Origin of the sequence: Bacteroides sp. AF34-31BH, from assembly GCF_003602795.1 — a bacterium.
GTDB classification, from domain to species: domain Bacteria; phylum Bacteroidota; class Bacteroidia; order Bacteroidales; family Bacteroidaceae; genus Bacteroides; species Bacteroides uniformis.
This window is the reverse complement of sequence record NZ_QTLV01000003.1, coordinates 364198-386838: the sequence shown is the minus strand read 5'-3', so window position 1 is coordinate 386838 and position 22641 is coordinate 364198. Positions and strand designations below refer to the sequence as shown.

Sequence of the window (22641 nt, the reverse complement as noted above, 5' to 3'; positions counted from 1 at the left end):
CTAGCTTTTCTTAAACCACTTATAGAACCATTTGCCTACCTTCTCGTAATGCTGCGACTCATTGTTGCCACGCGGATTTGAGAAGGATACCGCATCCTGCGGTTCACCCAGTTGGTCTGGATACAACACAATCAGACTATTGTTTGCAAAATATTTACTGATTTGTGCTGGCAACTTCTCGAAGGAGCTGTCATAGGAGATGGAGCCCCGGCGGGCACTGATAATCACTAACAGATGGTCAAAGTTCACTTGTCCGGTCAATATCAGTAAGTCCCCCCAATCGTCCAGGCGGGAAAAGTCTGTCAATGTCTGTCCATATTTGGCTTTCACCAGCCCTTGAAGATGGGCGGTAGTCTCTTCATTGGCATAAAAATGCACCCGACAGCCCAAAGTACTCCCCAACCGGCAGAAATGTTCCACCCACTTCAGGAATCCCGCCTCATACTCGGCTTTCGGAGGTACCGCCACAATCACCCGCCTAATTGTGTTAATGGGCATCAGGAACTTGGAAACCATCACCTCGCGATGCAAGCCCTTCAGCAGATTCTCCGTCAGCATACCGAAGAATGAATCCACAATATTGACTTTACGGTGCAGACCTATAATGACATCCGTTGCCGCATATTCTTTTGCTGTATGGATAATGCCCGAAGCGATATTCAAGTCGTAACGCGTGATTTGCCTCAACGGCACATCTGCCGAGGCCGTTATCATGGCAGCCTTTTCCAGATAGCGTTTCCCACGCAATTCGGCACTTTCAGAACTGCTATCGTCGTTGATGACATTCAGTGCCAACAGATTATCCCGTTGCTTCGGGTCGCGTATCACCAAAGAAAGATTTATCAAGTCTTCAATCGTATCGGGGTTGGCTATCGGAATCAATATCTTCTCCGCTTCCACGGAGCGGTTTTCTTCCAGATGCACCTCCTCCATGGCAATCTTCCGTGCGGCACGCTCCGTAATGAACGAGCTCACAATGCAAGTTACAAGAATCAGCAGGACGGTACCATTCAAAACATCATCGTTCAGCAAGCGTTCCCCATCGGGCAGAATGATGTTGTACCCCACCAACACAGCCGCCAGCGTTGCCGCTGCTTGTGCATTGCTCAATCCGTACATCAGCTCCCGTTCAATCCCTCCCATCTTATATATTTTCTGCGTCAGCCAGCAGGCAATCCATTTACCTGCCAATGCCACCACAATCATTACAGCCGCTACTTTCAGAGCATCGCCATGACCGAAAATCACATGCACATCAATCAACATACCCACGCCTATCAGGAAATAAGGAATAAACAAGGCGTTGCCCACAAACTCCAGATGGTTCATCAGCGGAGAGACATGCGGAATCAGCCGGTTCAATACCAAACCTGCAAGGAAAGCACCCAGGATGCCTTCCATCCCCACAAACTCCATCAATCCGGCTCCGAGGAAAACCATGGCAAGCACAAATATGAACTGCATCACATTGTCATCGTACCTCCGGAAGAACCAACGGCCTATGCGTGGAAACAGATATACAATCAAAATACCCAGGAAGATAACCTTTATGACAAGCCATACCCAGAAGAAGCCGTCCGACTCCCCCTTGAACATACCACCCACAACGGCCAGAACCAGCAAAGTGAGTGTATCCGTAACCGCCGTTCCTCCCACTGCAATACTCACACTGCGATGCCGCGACACACCGTAACGAATCACGATGGGATAGGCCACCAGTGTATGCGATGCATACATACTTGCCAGTAGGACAGAGGTCAGTACCCCGTACTTCAACAAAGCTATATTCGTTACCAAGCCTATGCCTATGGGCACAATAAAAGCCAAGAGCCCCAGAACAAGCGCTTTGCCCCGGTTCTGTTTGAAGTCCCCCATATTCATTTCCAGACCGGCAAGGAACATGATGTAATACAAGCCTACTTTGCCGAAAAGCTCAAAACTGCTATCACGCACCAAGATATTGAAACCATGCTCCCCAATGACAAGCCCCGCCAGTATCATTCCGATAATGTGCGGAATACGAAGCTTATTCAACAATATGGGAGCAAACAATATAATGAGGAGTACAAGGAGGAATATCCATGTAGGGTCGGTGATGGGAAGTTTCAAGCTGAAGTCAAACCAATCCATAGGCTGTAAGTTTTAGGTTTTGAATGCAAAATAACGAAAAACTTTTCACTTTATGCGGTGTTATACAGCATTTTGTTATAAATTTGCGACCAATTCTATCTTTTTAGAGATAGTATTTCACTTTTTTATAAACTTAATTTAAAACAAAAGAAAAATGAAAGTAGCTATTGTTGGAGCAAGCGGAGCCGTGGGACAAGAGTTCCTGCGAGTGCTCGATGAAAGAAATTTCCCGTTGGACGAGTTAGTATTGTTCGGTTCTAAACGCAGTGCCGGAACCAAATATACCTTCCGCGGTAAACAGATCGAGGTGAAACTCTTGCAACACAATGATGACTTTAAAGGGGTTGATATCGCTTTCACTTCCGCAGGCGCAGGCACCTCCAAAGAATTTGCCGAAACCATTACCAAGTACGGAGCAGTGATGATTGACAATTCCAGCGCTTACCGTATGGACGACAATGTACCTTTGGTAGTGCCCGAAGTGAATGCCGCCGACGCCAAAGAACGTCCTCTCGGTATCATTGCCAACCCTAACTGTACGACTATCCAAATGGTAGTGGCACTGAAAGCCATCGAACAGCTTTCCCATATAAAGACCGTACACGTTTCTACCTATCAGGCTGCCAGTGGTGCCGGCGCCGCTGCCATGGATGAGTTGTACGAGCAGTACCGCCAGGTATTGGCAGGCGAACCCGTAACCGTTGAAAAATTCGCTTACCAGCTGGCATTCAACCTCATTCCGCAAATCGACGTATTCACCGAAAACGGCTATACCAAAGAGGAGATGAAGATGTTCAACGAGACCCGTAAGATTATGCACTCTGACGTAAAGGTCAGTGCTACTTGCGTACGTGTTCCCGCTCTCCGCTCCCACTCCGAAAGTATCTGGGTAGAGACCGAGCGTCCCATCTCCATAGAAGAAGCCCGCGAAGCATTTGCCAAAGGCGACGGACTGGTGTTGATGGACAACCCGGCAGAAAAGGAATACCCCATGCCGTTGTTCCTCGCGGGCAAAGACCCGGTTTACGTAGGTCGTATCCGCAAGGACCTCAGCAACGAAAACGGATTGACGTTCTGGATTGTGGGCGACCAGATTAAGAAAGGCGCTGCACTGAATGCGGTGCAGATTGCAGAATACCTGATTAAGGAAAAGGCACTGTAAGAGAACAATGAATAAAAAATAAGGGATGTCCTAGAAATGACATCCCTTATTTTTATAATCCACTTTATGGTATTACCAGCCTGGATTCTGAGTCAATACCTGACCTTTATTCTCATAAATAGTCAACTGTGCAGCCGGTATGGCACGCAAATAGTAGCGTTCCGAATTCAATTCACCAGCCTTGAATATACGAAGTTCCTTTTCACGAAGATAATAAATATACCCTTTTTCAGTATCCTCATTACCCGGATTCTCTGGGTCGAACAGATAGAGCACTCTCTTGCCGGAATCATCTTTTGAAGATATTTCCGGATAATCGGCCATATTGACATAAGCACCTAGGAAAGACATGGTAGGATAACCATTTGCATCTTCTGAGTTTAAGTATTCAAACTTGGCCCAACGACGGAGGTCTTCACCACGACGGCCTTCCATAATCAACTCAATACGACGCTCACGACGGATTTCCCACAAAACCGGATTGACATCAGGGTCACGGGCAGGGTCATTAATAACAACCCCATTCACACTCAAGTTGCTGCCATTCAGTTGAACTTTCGGCATAGTCTTGGCTTCAGTATCTCCCCACTTCGTCAGCTGACGGTCACGGAGTTCATTGATAGACTTGTCAAGGTCGCTCTGCGAGAAAGCGTTACCCCCCACTTGGGCAATCTCATAACGCGCCTCTACATAATTCAGCAGCACTTCCGCATAGCGGATGCACGGCGCATCAGCCGGACTTAATCTACCGGTACAATAATCCAGACCAGCCACCCACCACTCGTCGTTCAAGAACTTTTTGGTAGGATATCCCGTTGGTGATGTACCTTCGGTATAATTTGTCCCCATGGCGCTCATGATACGAAGACTGTCGGCAACTGTTTGATACAAACGCGGGTCACGGTCTTGAAATGACTTCTGAATACTCGGGTCTTCCTTACCTTGATACAGCGGAGACTGACCTATCGGCAAACCGTCACTGCAAAGATAAGTGTTGATTACATCTTGCGTAACACCACCCTGAGTCTGATCTTCCGGACCATTGTAGGACATCAAAGCATTACACTGCAAACCGCTTGTATATTCACGATACCAGATGACTTCCGGATTGTTAGCCAAATCGTCCGTAGTAAACAAAGCATTATAAGTATTGCCTATTGAATAGATACCGGAGTTCATTACTGCCTCCGCACCATTAATGGCACCTTGCAGCAAGTTCTTAATATCACCATCCACCACTTTCTCTGAAGTAGGACCTACAGTAGTACCGTGATATTTCAGCCATGTGGCATGATACAGCATTTCGCGTGACATATACGCACCAACCACATATTTGTTGACTTGGCGCTTTGTGTCATTCGTACGTACATTATCCAATGCATATTGAAAATCCTCTTGTATCTTCTGCGCTACATACAAATAAGAATCACGGTCTTTATAAAGAGCCGGGTCTGCCGGGTCTGTCACCTTATCGTAGTAAGGAACACCGCCATAATACTTTGCCAGCGTACTATAGGCCATTGCACGGAAATAGCGTGCAACACCTTCCCAGTGTTTCTTGGCTTCGTCCGAAATATTCATTCCGGGAATCTTCTTAAGCATGACATTGGCTTTATAAATAACACTATAATTGTCCGACCAAGTTCCCGTCCGGCTATTCCAGTCTGTAGTGGCAGAAGTGGAGAAATAAATATATCCTGAACCGTTTGTATTTGCATTATTCAGATTGATAAAATCATCCGTATAGTCATCTCCAGAGAAATAACCGGCAAAAACAGTATAGTCGGTACCATATCCTGCAAAGTAGGAAGAATAGAAGTCTTGCGCATAAGTACGCAAAGAAGTTTCAGTCTGCCAATAAGTGTCATTGGTCTGCTTGTCCTGCGGGTCTTTATCCAAAAAATCGTCGCAACCGCAGAGCGAGCTCATTGCCAACGCACAAACGATGTATAATAAATTTTTCTTTTTCATAACTGCAATTACTATTAGATTATAAACTAAGCTGAATACCGAACGACACTGTCTTCTGATATGGATAGCTACGGCCAAAGTTACGCTGGTCGCTCCTTGTACCAGCAGTACGTATACCGATTTCCGGATCGATAGCAGGCTTCACACCGTCGATGGTGAAAAGGTTTTCACCGGTGAAATAAACACGCAAGCCTTGCACCTTGAATTTACTTAACCAAACCTTAGGAAGAGAATAGCCCACAGTAAATGTCTTCAGACGCAGATAAGCCATATTCAGCAAATAGCGGTCATTCACGCTATAGTTACCCGAAGCAGACTGCCTGTAATCCATCGGACGGGGATAGAAAGCATCTGTGTTTTCGGGAGTCCAATAATCTTCAGCTCCTTTGTAGAAGGGTTCACCGGTAGTAAAGCCCGGCAATACCTGGTTACCTGCTGCCCAAAGTTTCCTCTTGGCTACCCCCTGGAAGAACATGCTTATATCAAAGCCTTTCCAAGCAGCATCCAGATTCAGACCAAACTGCAAACGCGGCAGGGCGTTACCAATAACACTAAGGTCGCCCACTTCATTTGTATTTGTCTGTTTTACGATTTCACCGTTGTTGTCGAGGTCTTTATAAAGTACATCACCGGGAGCAAATTGATAACCGGCAGGGAATACCTTGGTCTGGTCGGGCAAACCGGCTTTCAAAGAACCGTCAGCATTAAAGTCATCTTCCGTCAGAAAACGGTCGAACTGCAAGCCCCAGATATCACCCAAAACCATACCTTCTTTATAAGCACCCTTATCCCACCAGCCGGTAGCTCCATAAGAAGGAATCTTTGTATTATACGTCCACTTGGTTACTTCAGTTCTGTCATCGGCTACAGAAGCCGTCACGCCAAAGTGCAGACCATTCTTGAAGGTGTGGCGATAGTCAATGGCAAGTTCCCACCCTTTGGTCTGGATAGTACCCATATTTTCATATGGAGCGTCAGCACCCAATGTAGCAGGCAGGTTGGCAGTAGTCAAAATATCACTGGTAGTACGGTTATACCAATCAAACGTTACTCCCAAAGCATCATTGAAGAAACGGGCATCCAAGCCAAGGTCAAGTGTAGTAACCTTCTCCCAAGTAAGGGTTGAAGACACAATAGTCGGTTTTTGTGTTGACTGTACTTTCTTTCCATCGATAATCCAACTGTCAACAGAAGTGGACAGAGTGGAGATATAACGGTCGGTACCTACATCCTGGTTACCGATCATACCCCAAGAGCCACGAACCTTCAAAGTGCTCAAATAAGGTTTCAACGACTGCATGAAAGGTTCCTCTGAAACCCGGTAGCCTGCAGACATAGAGGGGAAGAAACCGAAGCGGTTGCCCGAAGGAAAACGGGAGGAGCCGTCATAACGGCCGTTCAACTCCAACATATATCGGTCTTTGTAAGAATAATTAAGACGTCCGAAGAAGCCTGCTACAGACCACCAGGTATGCGAGGAGCTTGTAGTCTGGTCACCTGTAGCCAGATTCAATTCCGGTTTTGCGGGATCGAGCAGACCTTTGCGTTGTGCCCAGTAATATTCATATTCGCTCTTTTCAAGGCTGGAACCTGCCATCGCCTTAAAATCATGATCTCCCCAGCGTTTGGCATAAGTTGCCACGAAGTTGGCTGTCAGATTCTCCGTGCGTCCGGTTTCCTGATATACATAATCATAAGTAGCAGCAGATAGATAACTGCCATAAGAATCACGTAATGCCTCAACAGACGGACGGGCAGTGAAGATTTCATAGCCACTGGTCAAGCTCGGTGTACCATACTTCTTATAGCGATTTTCCACGCTGCTATAAGCAACATCTATATCCAGTGTTAAATCTTTGATAGGCTTGATAGTTGCGCCACCCGTCAAACGGAGATATTCACGTTCTTTGGTTGTAGTAGGAGCACTTTTCTGTTCAGTCAAGGCGTTACGGAACTCCTTGCCTTCAAAAGTACCGTAAGGCATCATCGGTTGCCAACGATACAGATAGTACATCGGGTCGTAAAGATCAGCGTTATAATTGAATGGCTTATCGTAGTCAGAACGGGTGAACATGACACCTGTACGGATAGACACATATTTGTTCAATTCAGAGTTCAAAGAGATATTGGCATTGTAACGTTTATAGTTGTCTGAATTGACTTTCATCATACCATCCTGGCTCAGATAACCCAAAGCGATATTGTAATTAGTCTTTCCGTTGCCACCGTTGATAGAAAGGCTATGGTTCTGTTGCGGAGCCCAGTCCTTGATGTATTCATCATACCAGTCCCAAGTACGGATAAAGAACATACCGCCATCGCGGAACTCAAAGTCACGACCCAATTCCATCTCACGGCCAAACTGGTCACCATAACCATATTTGTCCCAGTAATCCTTCATTTTCTGTACATGTGTAGCATCCACACGCATATTACCCACTACGTTATAAAATGCGGTAGACCCCTTAGTCTGATTGATTACACCTTGCAAGTTAATATCAGCCTGCTGCCATCCCGGAAGTTGTTCGGGTGTCTTGGTCGGCGTACGCCATGCAAAGTTATTGGTATATTTTACAGAGAGACGTTCATGTTTACTTCTTGATTTTGTGGTAATCAGCAATACACCAAATGCACCACGGGCACCGTAAATAGAAGCAGAAGCGGCATCCTTCAATACAGAAATACTTTCAATATCGTCCGGATTCACCATAGAAATATCCGTTACTTCCACATTATCTACCAGAATCAAGGGTTTGGAGTCGCCGTTTGGAGAACCGATACTACCACGAATCTTGATAGTAGGCGCACCACCTATCTCACCGGAGTTAGTAGTGATGGTCAATCCCGGCACAGCTCCCTGCAAGGCACGGCCTATATCCGTGATAGGACGGCTATCAATTGTTTTGTTCACATCCACGGAAGCCACCGCACCGGTCAGGTTCACCTTTTTCTGTGCACCATAACCTACCACGACAACTTCATCCAACAATTCCGTATCATCTTTCAAAACAACTTTCATTACCGAAGTTGCCTTGACTTCTTGAGTAGTATATCCCACAAAAGATACTTGCAGAATAGCACCGGGCTTTACATTTAGTTTGGAAACTCCATCCAAATCCGTAATACCACCATTGGTCGTGCCTTTCTCAATGACATTGGCACCAATAATAGGTTCACCTTTTGTATCTACCACTGTTACAGTCACAGAGATAGATTGCATCTGTTCTTGTACTCCTTGCGAGTCGTTGGATGCTGTTTGGGCAGCCATCACGTTGCCACTGCCTAAAAACAGAGCACAGATTGCCACCGCCGTAAAGAACTTACCATTGGCAAGTCCTCGTTTTTTGCGATCTTCATTCATAAGTGATTGATGATTTTGTTAATTAAACCAGTTTTTCAAAATTAGGGTAAGGGAATCATATAGTTCGGAATTGTCAGACCATTTCCGAAGATTTCTTTAATTTCTCATAGGCATTTTCTTTATTTAAAGGTTCATAACTTTTATATTATCTCTCTTTTTTTCTATTTATTTACCAAGTCCAGACGGAACTTAGTTATATATTATACAAGGTTAAAATCTTGTTAATTACTTAACTCTATTGGTTGTTTTAAGAGATAAAAAACTCGTTATTAACAAAGGTGAGAAATGATTCATTCATTTCGTCCTAACAAAGATACATTATTATTTAATATCAAGAACATTCCTTTGCATTTATTTAACTTTATATTTATACATTTGCAAAAAGGAGGTTATACACCTTATTATATAAAGAATTTAAGGTTCTTCTATATTTAAAGAATGGAATTCAATCAGGCCATTCATTGGTGTTTCTTCAATGATTTCCAGTTCGATGCCAAATTCACGGGCAACTTCCCGCAAAATGGTCGCGTAGCTGTAAGCCAATGAACCCACAAAACGAATAGGATAATTTTTGTAGTCATATTGGCAGACATTACGAGTAAAGAAATTTCTCAGATTACCGGTAATCAGCTCAAATACATAGTCATCATTGGTATAATCTGCCAAAAAATAAGATATAGTAGACAAAAAGCGATTGGGGAACGGGCGGTTATACACAGATTCCATAACCTCATTCGGGCTTATACGGAACTTCTCAAAGAAATCCGCCGTTACATCTTTAGGAGCCAAACCTTTCAGTACATCAGACAAAAACATTTTGCCCAATACAGCACCACTACCCTCATCCCCCAGGATGTAACCTCCTGCCCGGACATTCTTTACAACGATTTTCCCATCATAAAAACATGAGTTTGAGCCGGTTCCCAAAATACAAGCAATGCCGGCCTCGCATTTGAACAAGCCACGTGCAGCTGCCAGCAAATCACTCTCTACCTGAATTGGAGTTTTGAATTGTGCTACCAATGAAGCTCCCAATACATTTTTCTTTTCATAAGAAGTACATCCGGCACCATAATAATAGACTTGTTCCAATTTCCTTTTGAAAAAATGCTCGGGTAATCCTAACCGCACACTTCGGCTAATCTCTCTTCTCGTTTGAAAGAAAGGATTTAAGCCCTCTGTGAAGGCTTGCTGTATCAGACGATTATCTTCAACCAGCGCCCATTCTGTTCTCGTAGAACCACTTTCTGCAATTAGTTTCATAGGTAGTTAGTTTTAGAATTGAATACAAATATATAGCTTTTTTTAATCTTTCCAAGGCTATTTCAAGAAAAAATCATTTTGCTGGCCATACATCTCCCTTTTGCTCATGTCTTCAATCATCCGACAAAGTATTCCCACTTTTCCAACGCAACCGTGTTTTAGTCAAAACAAGACGATAACAGACTAACAATAAGATACTATCTGGCTGAATTCCAAGTTCCGTCTGGACTTGGCAAACAAATAGGAAAACAAGAGATAATATAAAGTTATAAACCTTTAAAAAGAGAAAATGCCTATGGAAAAAGAAACAATCCTGCAAGTTGAATAGTCTCACTATTCGGCCCTTATTACCCTTACCCTAAATTTAAGAAGTATTTAATTAACAACAAATCATCAATCATTTATGAATGAAGATCACAAAAAACGAGGACTAACACATAGCAAACTCCTCACAGCAGTGGCAATCAGCTCACTGTTATTAAGTAGCGGCAACGTGATGGCTGCACAAGCCAATCCTGATAAATCGCTTGGCGTAACAGAACAATTACAAGCTATCACCATCAGCGGTTTAGTTGTCGATGCAGCCGGCGAACCGATTATCGGTGCCAGCGTAGTAGAAAAAGGGACTACCAACGGCGGAATTACCGACCTAGACGGTAAGTTTACATTGACCGTAACACCGGGAGCAACACTAAAAATATCATTTGTGGGCTATCAGACACAAGAAGTGAAGGCAGCCAAAACGATGAGAATAACTCTGAAAGAAGATACCGAGATGCTGGATGAAGTAGTAGTAGTAGGCTACGGTGTACAAAAGAAGGCTAACTTGACAGGAGCAGTTTCTACAGTGGACTTAAACAAGACAATGGCAGGTCGTCCACAACAAGATGTAGCCAAAGCATTGCAAGGGGCTGTTCCGGGGCTAAGCATTCTCACCACAAGTGGTGCCATCGACGAGACAGCCTCCATGCGTATACGTGGTTTGGGGACATTGAGTAATGGAGAAGTCAGCAATCCACTCATTGTAGTGGACGGCGTTCCGATGGATGACATTTCTTTCCTCGATACGCAAGACATCGAAAGTATTTCCGTACTGAAGGACGCTTCCGCTTCCTCCATTTATGGTACACGTGCCGCTTTCGGAGTGATTTTGATTAATACCAAGAGCGCAAAGCCTACCGAAAAAGTTACTATTAATTACAACAACAACTTCGCATGGGACCAAGCCACCTACTTGCCTGACTATCCCGATGTTCCTACACAATTGAAGATGGGCATTGAAGCTAGTATGAACGGTGGTGCCGGTATGCCCGAGCTCTTTGGTATGTATTTCGATAAACTGCTGCCTTATGCCGAAAAGTGGCAGCAACAGAACGGTGGCAAGACAGGTTATCGCCCCATGAACCTCTACCAGAGCGACAGCAACGTAGGTGACTACATTGTATTGGATGGCACCCCTTTCTATTATGCAGATTGGGATGTACAAGACATCTATTTCAACAAGGCCGCTCCTTCCATGAGTCACAATATATCAATCCAGGGAACATCCGGCAAAACCAATTACTATCTGTCTTTCGGCTACAATGAAAAGCAAGGACAGATGAAAATTCATCCCGACGAGCTGAAAAAATACAATGCCTCAGTCAATATCACGACCAACGTCTACGACTGGCTGCAAGTCGGCACGCGCTTCAACTATAGCCGCAGAAACTATAAACGCCCAGACACATATGCCAACACCTACCAATATTTGTGGCGTTGGGGCTCTTACTTCATTCCTTCAGGCACTATCGACGGTTATGACACACGCGTCATGGCGATGCAGAAACAAGCAGCCGACCGTGAAGTAACAACTGACTTGACTCGTATGAACGCTTTCTTGAAAGCTGAAATCATAAAAGGGCTGACCCTCAATGCAGACTTCACATACACTATTCAGAACATGAACAGTGGCTCACAGGACAATTCCATCTATGGTATCAACTGGAGTGGGAAACCAGTACCCTCTTACATCGTTAGTAAAAACAGTAGTGATATCTGGAGAGACTTTTCTAAGAAAAACACATGGACAGTTAATGCATATGCAAACTACGCCAAAACATTTGCAAAAAAACACAATCTGAACGTAATGGTAGGAGTCAATGCGGAAGAAGATGAATACAAATACCTATATGGGATACGTAAAGTAATGTACGACCAGGAAGGATATCCCGAACTGAATATGGCCGGCAAAGACGGACAAGATTTGAGTTGGAATCATACTTCCCGCGCTTCCGCCGGTTATTTCGGCCGTATTAATTATGACTACAAGGGTATCTATCTGTTGGAACTGAACGGACGTTACGACGGCTCTTCCCGTTTCCCCCATACCGACCAGTGGGCCTTCTTCCCTTCTGCATCCATCGGCTACCGTTTCTCCGAAGAAGCCTACTTCGCCCCACTGAAACATATTGTCAGCAATGGTAAGTTGCGTGCTTCTTTTGGCGAAATCGGCAACGAGGCTGTAGGCGACTACATGTTCGAACAGCTAATAAGCCAACGGTTAAACGATAAAGATACCGGTTATATCTATTGGATTGAAAACAATAATGCCAACGCTAATCTCCTAACCATGTATAACATGCCAGACCTGGTATCAAGCACCTTAACTTGGGAACGTATCCGTACTCTCAATATAGGTCTCGACCTGGGCCTCCTGAATGACGAACTGACCATAGGCTTCGACTGGTTCCAACGCGAGAACCGCGACATGTTGGCACCAGCACAAGTATTGCCAAACACACTGGGTGCTACCGCTCCATACGAAAACGCCGGCACCTTGCGTACCCGGGGATGGGAACTAAACCTGAATTGGCGTCACACCTTCGGCGACTTCGATGTGTATGCCAACTTCAACATCGGCGATTCCAAAACAAAAGTAACGAAGTGGGACAATGACTCCAAACTGCTCAGTTCCTATTATACCGGCAAGACTTACGGTGACATCTTCGGTTTTGAAACCGACCGTTACTTCGAGGAAAAAGACTTCACCAGCCAAAATGCAGACGGCTCATGGAACTATACAAACGGCATTGCAGACCAGTCAGGGCTGGAATTGGGTAACTTCCATTACGGCCCGGGCGACATCAAGTTCAAGGATTTGGACGGCAATGGCAAGATTGACGGTGGGAAAGGCACTGCAGACGACCACGGCGACTTGAAAGTCATAGGAAACTCCATGCCACGCTATGAATATAGCTTCCATTTAGGTGGAGCATGGAAAGGCATTGACCTCGACCTCTACTTCCAGGGTGTAGGCAAACGTGAGGACTGGACAACTTCTTCCCTAAATCTTCCTGCCATGGTACACGCCGACGTGGCCGTCTACTCCCACCAAACAAGTTACAACAAGACACTGTGGAATTCTGATTATACCGCTATAACCGGCTACGAGATAAACCAAGGCAACCGTTACCCACGCCTCTTCCGCGGTACAAACAATGAATCAGGCACTGTATCCGGTATAGCTAAAGGCCGCAATAACTATTATCCTCAATCCCGTTATTTGACGGACATGTCTTATCTCCGCTTAAAGAACGTAACCATAGGATATACATTCCCGAAAGAATGGACACGCAAAGCCTATATCGAGAAAGCACGTATCTACTTCAGCGGCAGCAACCTCTTCCTGCTCCATAAAGGAAATGATTTGCCGGTAGATCCCGAAATCAGTACGGGTAACGGGCTTACAGCCGGTGGATGGGGACGCATCGCTCCTATTACACGTACATTCTCATTTGGCGTTCAGGTAACATTATAACAACCTCAAAAACTTAAGAACAATGAAGAAATTATTTATATATGGGGTCACAGCGTTGGCAATGCTAACTAGTTGCAACGATTTGCTGGACAAATCCCCCTTGGATACTTTCACAAATACTCCGACCTACTGGAGCAACACTGACAATCTGGATAATCAGTGTAATACTTTCTATAACAACTTCTCTGGTTACGGTCACGGAAGTACTGGAGGATGGTTCTACTTCAAAACCTTAAGCGATGACCAGGTGGATGCAGAAAGCCATAATTGGACTAACACCAACGTAGTCGCCTCTGCTCCGGAATGGTCAGACCCTTTTACAGAAATCCGGCGTGCCAACTACATCATTGCCGGTGTACAGTCCTCCTCCCTCGATGAAGCAACAAAGGGTCACTATGAAGGTCTTGCACGAATGAACCGCGCGTGGGAATACTATCAACTGGTCCGCATGTACGGTGATGTACAGTGGATTGACAAAGTCATCGACCCATCTGATAGTGAAGCCCTCTACGGAGCACGCACCGACCGGGACGAAGTAATGGACAATGTACTGGCCGACCTTGATTATGCATGCCAGCACATTACGGCCAACAGCAATCGCCAACGTTTCAGTAGCGACATGGCATACGCCATGAAGGCAGACATCACATTATATGAAGGTACGTACTGCAAATATCGGACTCAAGCCGAAAACGGCAAAGCCGCTGATGAGAGCCGTGCCAACAAATACTTGAAAGAGTGCGTATCAGCCTGCGAATATCTTATGGCAAAGAATTACTCTCTAAGTGACAGCTACAAAGCCAACTACAATTCCGTCAGTCTGGCAAGCAATCCGGAAATGATTTTCTACAAGCCTTACGCACAAAGCTCGTTAAGACACTCCACTATTGACTTCACAGTCAATACAAGTGGCACGCACGGAATTTCAAAGGATGCATTCGACAGCTTCCTTTTCCTTGACGGCAAGCCTTTGGCAACAACTTCAGAGAACACAAATGATGCAGCCGTATTGGATACAGACGGAAATTACTCTATAAGAGAACTTCTGTCCGTACGAGACAAACGTCTGTCTGAAATTCTAGACCCAGTGCTTTCTTTCAGAGGGCATGCCTACAGCCGTGCCGGTGTAGCAGCCTTCACCACATCAACCGGTTATGGCATCGCCAAATATGATAACCCCGAAGAATTAAGTGTCAGCGACCGAAATAACATCGGCTACCAATATACAGACTGCCCGCTCTATTGGATTTCAGTCATTTATTTGAATTTTGCAGAAGCTAAAGCCGAAATGGGTTCCTTGACGCAAAGTGACCTCGACAATACCATAAATCTGCTGCAAAAACGGGCTGGCCTGCCAGCTATGACAACCACACCAGATGCCGATCCCGCCAACAATATGGGAGTAAGCAATCTGATTTGGGAGATACGCCGCTGCCGCCGTTGCGAACTGATTATGGATAACTGGTACCGATATTGGGATTTAATCCGCTGGCACCAGCTCGACAAGTTGGACTCTACAAAGTACCCGAACATCATGCTGGGAGCTAATGTAAGCAATGTTCCAAACTGTGAAGAAGCTACAAAAAATGGCTACATCGATGCTTCTGACGCCCAAATTCGCACCTATGAAGCCAGACAGTATCTCTACCCGATTCCAACAACACAGTTGACTCTGAATAAAAACATGAAGCAGAATCCGGGTTGGTAATGCTATTCCCATAATAATTCCGATAAGCGAATCGGAAAGCTCTTTTTATTTGGATTTGAAAAAGAGTGCAACGTCTGCCTCGATTGGGCAGACGTTGTTTTTTACCGAAAAAAATAGTTTCCCGCTCAAATGATTAATATATTTGCGGGGGGGAGATTTGTTCTCCTATGATTTGAAGACATGTACTTTGTTATTACATTATCAACAATCTAATTCTACATACAACACCATGATTAATAAACATATATCCCTTATAATAGTGTTCATTATTTGCAATAGTTGCAATAAGGAAGACCAATGCATATTATCAAATGAAGACATAAATTCTGAAGTAACGACTCGCACAAGTTACATTGGAGGAACCATTTCCGGCGAAAAGAGTCCATATGTAGGCGACGGAACATATAGATATACATTAAGTTTCAATAAACAAAGCAATCCTATCGGAATAAAGATATCCGCGGTTGGAGGAGGAGCCAAAATTAAAGACCCATCGACGAATAGATATGGAAACGAATACACTAAAAGTATCCCCAAAGGGACCAGTCAGTACTCATTTGACGTATTATGGACTCAGCCAGAAAGTAGCGCAGTACTAATGATACGTCCAAACAACAGCACCATCGAACTCACTGTAGATTTAAGAGACATTAATGTTAGAATGAAACCTATGTCAATCAATGCCCCCTCAACATTTGAATTAGGAGATACAATCACATTATGGTGTAATTACCCACTAAATAAAGATACATACATAAAGTGGACTTACGATAAAGAGTTATTTTCCGAAGTATCTCAAAGTGCATCTGTAACACAAAGTAAATTCCAAATAGATTTAAAATCGATCCAGTCATCTAAAGAGAGTAATATTGGGGTAGAAATCTCCGATTTCTTTATAAATGCAATAGGTGCCAGAACGTATTTCGTAGTTAGGAGGGGAAGTAGTAAATTGAGCGACATGATTGCTCCACAAATCTCCGGAAGCACATTACTGAAACAGTACAACACATATACTTATACGCTTAGTCTCTCTTCCAATCTTTCAAACATACAATGGACAGACAATGAATACATAAAATGTATACAAAATAAAAATGGATACTCAGTTAAATTAAACCCTATAAAAGCAGGGAATGGCCAAGTTTACGTATCATACAACTATAAAAACAGTACTGAACGATATTACAGTTCAATGCCTATAACGATAGACGCTGTATTCCCTGATATTATAGGCGACAAAAACATCTGCTACAACAACAGTAAAAGTTTCAGCATAAAAGACCAACCTCCCGGTTCGAGTGTACAATGGAGTACTACCGGAGGGACAAACCCACAAAACTACATAGGAGATGTTTATACTTGCAAAAATATTAGTTCTACTATAACAATGCCTAGATTATACGCAACTATAGTCTTACCCTCTGGATTCACAATAGAAAAAGAAAGCTATCTCAGACTTTTCAATCCAAATGCCTCTTTTGAAAAAGGGAATTTAGTTCCAGACCAAATCGATGCTGTCAATGCAAATATCACTGTAAGTTTAATGGGATATCCAAATTGGGCTACTAATTTTACTTGGTCCTCGACAAACGTCTCTGAAATTTGCATACAAGGGCAATCATGGACATGTATTTCTTACAACTCTTTTGAAGTATGGGATAATGAAGTAGAGATTAAAGTTGCATATCAATCACCTTGTGGGGACTGGTATGAAGTCAGTGAAATGTTCCCAATCGTTCATTAATGATAATACTATAACATATCGCCCTCACAAGCGAAAAAGCACCCGTCCATTTGCTCGTTACACAAAAGAAGCTTATATTTGCTTACCTAAAAAACAAACAGCTATCATGGTACAGCAAGACATACGATGGATACAGCGTTTTTCCAACTACCGCAAGGCTTTAGCCAAATTAAGCCAAGCCATGGCAATCATGTCCGAACAATTAGCGTTCAACGATGGAGTGGACGAATTATTGCAGGAAGGCATGATACAGCGTTTTGAATATACCCACGAACTGGCTTGGAAAGTGATGAAGGACTATGCCGAGTATCAGGGGTATACCGACATCCGCGGCTCCCGTGATGCCATACGCAAAGCCCTTGAAATGGGATTGATTGATGACAAGCAATGGATGGAGACTATAGAAGCCCGAAATCTGACATCGCACAATTATGACAACGATGTAGTCTCTGAAATCTGTGAAAACATCACAAACTTCTATTTCCCCCTATTCTGCAGATTTGAAGAGAAAATGCAATCCTTGAATACACCATCCTTATTCGATTGAGCTATGTACGGATTGACCGACAATGAACTGGAAAAGCTATGCAATCTCTTCCGGAAACATGAAGAAATAGAGCAGGCTGTTTTGTACGGCTCACGAGCCAAAGGAAATTTCAAGCCTTTTTCCGACATAGACATCACGCTGATGGGAGACAGACTTACGTATAATACTTTAAGCAGCCTTTCCGATGAAATAGACGACCTGCTTTTGCCTTACAGCGTAGACCTTTCCATCTATGGCAAATTAAAGAATGCCGACCTTTTGGAACATATACACCGTATGGGAATACCCATATTCAGCCGCCCATCAAACTAAACTAAATTTCACACATCCACCCTCACCACCCTCACCTTTCGCACGCATCGCCCTATTCATCGGCATTCAAGAGGTGGGTGAGAGCAAATTTAAAAAGTGAGGGCAAAATTTGCCCTCACCACAAGATTTCTTCGTTCAAAGTTATAAGTCACTCATTCTTACCGTAATATCCTGAAACGGGTACATAAATCGGTTGCAGCATTGTTCCCTCATTCTTCAACTTTCCTTCGGTGCGCAGCCGACGGATATGCCGCATGGCAGTAGTACGCATCATGCCGCAAACGCTTTGAAAGTCATTCCGTGTCATAAAAGGGCGAGTGGCGAAATAGTTGGTCAGCCGACGGTCTATCTCTTTATCCGTCAGTTTAGCCGAATGCTCGTTTGCCTTCAAAGCCTTTGCCTTGATGGTACCAATTTCATTTTTCAGTTTCTGGTCGGCACGAAATTTCACACCCGCCATCTTCACCTTCGTCAACTTACGCTTGGTAGCAGCCACTACCGGTTCGGTCGTGGTGAGCGACACGCGAAAGTAGCCGATGCCGTCGAGATGCACCTGCCTTCCTTCGGCAAGTTCCCTGCCCATGACGTGCGACACAGCATCGAGCACAGCCGTCACATCGGTTTCTGTCAATGAGCAACGTGCCTGGATGTCCCGCCGCAATTCATCGGTAGACCTGCTCCCATTCAGGCGGAGACGGGGATGAAGGATTTTATCTTCCGGAGATTTGTCGTACGAGTCCGGATTCTCGTACCAATCAAACAAAATAGCCATAGTTCAAACTGCGTTAAAGGGTTACATTATACGATAAAGCACTGCACGGAACACGTGCGAAGTACGTACGCAGTCTGTTGAAGTACAAAGGTTATATCACAGCCCAGCCCGTGAGCAGAACCGTTCACTGTAGTGAGCTGCTCCGTTCACTAATATGAACAAGAAAGACCACTTTAGTGGACTGTTCATAAACTCTGGTGTAAAAGTAGACAAAACTATGGGGATAAGCAAAGAAACGAACACCTTTTATAAAAGAAACATATAGACATTCCACCCCAAAAAAGAAGCCAATCGGAAAATAATCCTTGAAAAGCTTGTATTCACCCCTTTCCCGGCGTATCTTTACAAGAATATTACATACACGATAAAGAATGAAAATCACACTGATCAGAGAGGAACGCGAAAGCGGAAAAGAGGCCGTCAGCACACAAAAAACGGACATGTTGATGGAAAAGCTGAAAACAGAGAACAAGACCGGATACATTACGGAGCTGCGTAGCATCATCCCGCATTTGAAAGGGACCAACGCCCGATATGAGCATATCGACAGACTGCCGCGTCTCTATCCCGCCGTAGAAATGACCCGCACCAAAGCAGGAGAACACCGGATAAAGACCTACAACGGGCTGGTACTACTGGAAGTAAACAATCTGGCCGGGGTGGCCGAAGCCGAACTGGTGAAACAACAAGCCGCCCTGCTGCCGCAAACCTTTGCCGCCTTCTGTGGCTCCAGCGGACGAAGTGCCAAAATATGGGTACGCTTCACCCTGCCCGACGGAGGGCTTCCAAAGAATGAAGACGATATCGCCTTATTCCACGCCCACGCCTACCGCCTGGCAGTGAAGTGCTACCAACCCCTTCTCCCTTTCCCCATCACCCTCCAGGCTCCTTCACTCCTACAAAGCTGCCGGATGACCGTGGACGAACAGCCCTATTATAGCCCCACCGCCGTGGCCTTCTGCCTGGAACAGCCCTGCGCCCTGCCCTCGGAAGACAACTACCGCCAACGGAAACAGCAGGAAAGCAATCCGTTGCTGAGAATGACTCCCGGCTACGAAGTGGCGGACACATGCAACCTGCTCTTCGAGGCCGCCCTCGACCGCGCCTTCCGCGATTTGGACAACTGGCGACGGGGCGACGACCTGCGCCCGCTGCTGTCCCGCCTTGCCGAACATTGCTTCAAAGCCGGCATTCCTGAAGAAGAAGCGGTGCGCCAGACACTGATGCACTACTACCGGGAGGCAGACGAACCCCTTGTACGCCTGACGCTGCATAACCTTTACGGGGAATTGAAAGGCTTCGGCACCCGCAGCAGCCTGAACAAAGACCAGGAAACAGCTTTCCGGCTGGAGGAGTTCATGAAACGCCGCTACGAATTCCGCTACAACACCGTGCTTGGCGACTTGGAATACCGGCAGCGCGACTCCATCCACTTCTACTTCCAACCTGCCGACCAGCGCGTACGCAGCAGCATCGCCATGAAGGCACTGAAAGAGGGAGTACGTGTGTGGGACCGCGACATCACCCGCTTCCTGTCTTCGGACTACGTGCCGCTATACAACCCCATCGAAGAATATCTCTATAACACCGGACGCTGGGACGGCAAAGACCGCATCCGCGCATTGGCCGACCTCGTGCCCTGCCACAATCCCCACTGGAGGGAACTGTTCTACCGGTGGTTTCTTGGCATGGTGGCACATTGGCGGGGAATCGACAAACAGCACGGCAACAATACCTCGCCCCTGCTCGTAGGTCCGCAAGGTTACCGCAAAAGTACTTTCTGCCGTATCCTATTGCCACCGGAACTGCGTTTCGGCTACACCGACAGTATCGACTTCAAGAGCAAGCAGGAAGCGGAGCGCAGCCTTGGCCGCTTTTTTCTGATTAACATCGACGAATTCGACCAGATAAACGCCAATCAGCAAGGCTTCTTGAAGCACCTCCTGCAAAAACCGGTTGCCAACCTGCGAAAGCCCTACGGTAGTACTATTCAAGAAATGCGCCGCTATGCCTCCTTCATCGGGACCAGCAATCTGAAAGACCTGCTGACCGACCCGTCGGGAAGCCGCCGTTTCATTTGCATCGAAGTGACCGGCCCTATCCAGACAAACGTCACTATCAATTATCGCCAGCTCTATGCCCAAGCCATGCACGACATCATGAAGGGTGAACGCTACTGGCTGGACGACACTGACGAAGCAATCGTAAAGGAGTACAACCGGGAATTCGAGCGGGCAGACCCATTGGAAGAACTTTTCCTTTGCCATTTCCGTGGCGCGGAGGAGAGCGAAGAAGGCGAATGGCTCACAGCCATGCAGATTTTCAACGACCTGCAACAGAAAACGAGGGATAAGTTGGCCATCAACCGGATAGCAGCTTTCGGGCGCACGCTCCGCAAGCTGGACATCCTCAACAAGAAATCGAACCGGGGAACACTTTATCATCTGGTAAGAATAGAAGAATGAACCGGCACTCCCACCGATTGTACCAAAGTGAGGGCAAACTTGGCCCTCACTCTTTTTATAAAAAGTATTTCCGTACGCAGCTGATGCAGTTCAACCATTATTTAATAAGGTGAACAGTTGACTATTTGCAAATTATGATTGATAATACTAAAAATACCCAAATAAGTGTTTTTGATATTAAAATAAAACGTATCTTTGTTGCAAACAACGTCCTCCTTAATAATACTATTATGAAGAAACTGCTGCTTTTAGCCTTTGTGCTATGTAGTTCTTTACTGTGCCGGGCACAAGAAGAACGAGTTATTTTAGGTGATGAACAGACTTCCGAGTATTTTCCAATCCTAAAAGATAAACGAATTGCCATATTCTCCAATCATACAGGAATGATAGGAGACAAGCATCTGTTGGATATTCTGCTGGAAAACAAGTTCAATGTAGTAGCCATTTTCTCCCCTGAACACGGTTTCAGAGGAGATGCCGACGCAGGCGAACATGTGTCCAGCTCGGTAGACAAGAAGACCGGAGTACCTATCCTCTCGCTGTACGACGGGAAATCCGGGAAACCAAGCGAAGCATCCATGCGCAAGTTCGATATCCTTGTGGTAGACATCCAGGATGTAGGCCTGAGATTCTATACTTATTATGCCTCTATGTGCCGGCTGATGGACGCTTGTGCAGAATACAACCGAAAGGTGCTGATACTGGACCGCCCCAATCCGAACGGACACTACGTGGACGGCCCGATACTGGACATGAAATATAAATCCGGTGTAGGTTGGCTGCCGATTCCCGTGGTGCACGGCATGACGCTGGGCGAACTGGGCCTGATGGTAAACGGCGAACGCTGGTTGCCGGCGTCACGCACTTGCGACCTGACCGTCATTCCCTGCAAGAACTATACGCACCAGACCCTATACAAGCTGCCGATTCCCCCGTCCCCCAATCTGCCGAACATGAAGTCCATCTATCTGTACCCCTCGACCTGCTACTTCGAGGCCACTCCGGTCAGCCTGGGAAGAGGAACCGACCTCCCCTTCCAGGTCTACGGGCATCCCAACATGACGGGCTACAGCTACAGCTTCACCCCGCGCAGTGTTCCCGGAGCCAAGAATCCGCCCCAGCTGGGCAAGCTTTGCCACGGCGTGAACCTGAGCAACATGAGCGACGAGGAAATCTGGAAACGCGGCATTGACTTGAGTTACGTGATAGACGCTTACCGGAATCTGAACATGGACGACCACTTCTTCCGTTCCTTCTTCGAGCTGTTGATAGGCACCGACTACGTGCGCAAAATGATAAAGGAAGGAAAGAGCGCCGAAGAAATCAAGGCAAGATGGAAAGACGACGTGGAGAAATTCAAGGTACAGCGCAAGCCCTATCTGCTCTACGAAGAATAAAGGGATGTAC

General features: G+C 45.6%; 13 protein-coding genes. 8 read left to right on the top strand and 5 right to left on the bottom strand.

Translation table 11 applies throughout. The annotated features are described in order from the left end of the window. Complete coding sequence (locus DWZ67_RS07575; RefSeq protein ID WP_120138494.1) at positions 1–2130, bottom strand: cation:proton antiporter; 2130 nt, start codon at positions 2128–2130, stop codon at positions 1–3. A 154-nt stretch (positions 2131–2284) separates the two neighbouring features. On the opposite strand from DWZ67_RS07575, the gene DWZ67_RS07570 reads away from it, so the two are divergent. Then, the gene (locus DWZ67_RS07570) at positions 2285–3292 is read left to right on the top strand and encodes an aspartate-semialdehyde dehydrogenase (protein ID WP_009037764.1); all 1008 of its coding nucleotides are present in this window, start codon (positions 2285–2287) and stop codon (positions 3290–3292) included. Positions 3293–3364: 72 nt separating this feature from the next. Here the strand turns inward: DWZ67_RS07570 and DWZ67_RS07565 are convergent, their stop codons facing one another. The 3 genes from DWZ67_RS07565 to DWZ67_RS07555 form a co-directional block, all read right to left on the bottom strand. Then, positions 3365–5263: a RagB/SusD family nutrient uptake outer membrane protein gene (locus tag DWZ67_RS07565; protein WP_120138492.1), complete on the bottom strand. Its 1899-nt coding sequence runs from the start codon at positions 5261–5263 to the stop codon at positions 3365–3367. A gap of 19 nt (positions 5264–5282) precedes the next feature. Continuing rightward, on the bottom strand, positions 5283–8624 hold the full coding sequence (locus DWZ67_RS07560) for a SusC/RagA family TonB-linked outer membrane protein (protein ID WP_120138490.1): 3342 nt from the start codon (positions 8622–8624) through the stop codon (positions 5283–5285). A gap of 414 nt (positions 8625–9038) precedes the next feature. Then, positions 9039–9887: a hypothetical protein gene (locus DWZ67_RS07555; RefSeq protein ID WP_120138488.1), complete on the bottom strand. Its 849-nt coding sequence runs from the start codon at positions 9885–9887 to the stop codon at positions 9039–9041. Positions 9888–10290: 403 nt separating this feature from the next. Between DWZ67_RS07555 and DWZ67_RS07550 the strand changes: the two genes are divergently transcribed. The 5 genes from DWZ67_RS07550 (at position 10291) to DWZ67_RS07530 (ending at position 17997) form a co-directional block, all read left to right on the top strand. Then, entirely contained in the window at positions 10291–13686 is a 3396-nt protein-coding gene (locus tag DWZ67_RS07550; RefSeq protein ID WP_120138486.1) for a SusC/RagA family TonB-linked outer membrane protein, read from the top strand. A gap of 22 nt (positions 13687–13708) precedes the next feature. Further along, positions 13709–15394, top strand: coding sequence for a RagB/SusD family nutrient uptake outer membrane protein (locus tag DWZ67_RS07545; RefSeq protein ID WP_117866046.1), 1686 nt, complete (start codon positions 13709–13711; stop codon positions 15392–15394). A 229-nt stretch (positions 15395–15623) separates the two neighbouring features. Beyond that, positions 15624–17138, top strand: a complete 1515-nt coding sequence (locus DWZ67_RS20255; protein ID WP_207888807.1) for a hypothetical protein — start codon at positions 15624–15626, stop codon at positions 17136–17138. 106 nt (positions 17139–17244) lie between these two features. Continuing rightward, positions 17245–17685, top strand: coding sequence for a nucleotidyltransferase substrate binding protein (locus tag DWZ67_RS07535; protein ID WP_120138484.1), 441 nt, complete (start codon positions 17245–17247; stop codon positions 17683–17685). 3 nt (positions 17686–17688) lie between these two features. After that, positions 17689–17997, top strand: a complete 309-nt coding sequence (locus tag DWZ67_RS07530; protein ID WP_005824948.1) for a nucleotidyltransferase domain-containing protein — start codon at positions 17689–17691, stop codon at positions 17995–17997. A gap of 148 nt (positions 17998–18145) precedes the next feature. On the opposite strand, the gene DWZ67_RS07525 is transcribed toward DWZ67_RS07530, so the two are convergent. Further along, a complete protein-coding gene (locus DWZ67_RS07525) occupies positions 18146–18769 on the bottom strand; it encodes an HU family DNA-binding protein (protein ID WP_016272489.1) in 624 nt (207 codons plus the stop codon). A gap of 371 nt (positions 18770–19140) precedes the next feature. Between DWZ67_RS07525 and DWZ67_RS07520 the strand changes: the two genes are divergently transcribed. Both DWZ67_RS07520 and DWZ67_RS07510 read left to right on the top strand, forming a co-directional pair. Then, the gene (locus tag DWZ67_RS07520) at positions 19141–21234 is read left to right on the top strand and encodes a BT4734/BF3469 family protein (protein WP_120138482.1); all 2094 of its coding nucleotides are present in this window, start codon (positions 19141–19143) and stop codon (positions 21232–21234) included. A 230-nt stretch (positions 21235–21464) separates the two neighbouring features. Beyond that, a complete protein-coding gene (locus tag DWZ67_RS07510; protein ID WP_034532683.1) occupies positions 21465–22631 on the top strand; it encodes an exo-beta-N-acetylmuramidase NamZ domain-containing protein in 1167 nt (388 codons plus the stop codon). Positions 22632–22641: the final 10 nt, after the last annotated feature.

Bases quoted from the DNA above. Each gene is read 5' to 3' on its own strand.
- DWZ67_RS07575 (WP_120138494.1), bottom strand. From the start codon at position 2,130: ATGGATTGGTTTGACTTCAGCTTGAAACTTCCCATCACCGACCCTACA.
- DWZ67_RS07570 (WP_009037764.1), top strand. From the start codon at position 2,285: ATGAAAGTAGCTATTGTTGGAGCAAGCGGAGCCGTGGGACAAGAGTTC.
- DWZ67_RS07565 (WP_120138492.1), bottom strand. From the start codon at position 5,263: ATGAAAAAGAAAAATTTATTATACATCGTTTGTGCGTTGGCAATGAGC.
- DWZ67_RS07560 (WP_120138490.1), bottom strand. From the start codon at position 8,624: ATGAATGAAGATCGCAAAAAACGAGGACTTGCCAATGGTAAGTTCTTT.
- DWZ67_RS07555 (WP_120138488.1), bottom strand. From the start codon at position 9,887: ATGAAACTAATTGCAGAAAGTGGTTCTACGAGAACAGAATGGGCGCTG.
- DWZ67_RS07550 (WP_120138486.1), top strand. From the start codon at position 10,291: ATGAATGAAGATCACAAAAAACGAGGACTAACACATAGCAAACTCCTC.
- DWZ67_RS07545 (WP_117866046.1), top strand. From the start codon at position 13,709: ATGAAGAAATTATTTATATATGGGGTCACAGCGTTGGCAATGCTAACT.
- DWZ67_RS20255 (WP_207888807.1), top strand. From the start codon at position 15,624: ATGATTAATAAACATATATCCCTTATAATAGTGTTCATTATTTGCAAT.
- DWZ67_RS07535 (WP_120138484.1), top strand. From the start codon at position 17,245: ATGGTACAGCAAGACATACGATGGATACAGCGTTTTTCCAACTACCGC.
- DWZ67_RS07530 (WP_005824948.1), top strand. From the start codon at position 17,689: ATGTACGGATTGACCGACAATGAACTGGAAAAGCTATGCAATCTCTTC.
- DWZ67_RS07525 (WP_016272489.1), bottom strand. From the start codon at position 18,769: ATGGCTATTTTGTTTGATTGGTACGAGAATCCGGACTCGTACGACAAA.
- DWZ67_RS07520 (WP_120138482.1), top strand. From the start codon at position 19,141: ATGAAAATCACACTGATCAGAGAGGAACGCGAAAGCGGAAAAGAGGCC.
- DWZ67_RS07510 (WP_034532683.1), top strand. From the start codon at position 21,465: ATGAAGAAACTGCTGCTTTTAGCCTTTGTGCTATGTAGTTCTTTACTG.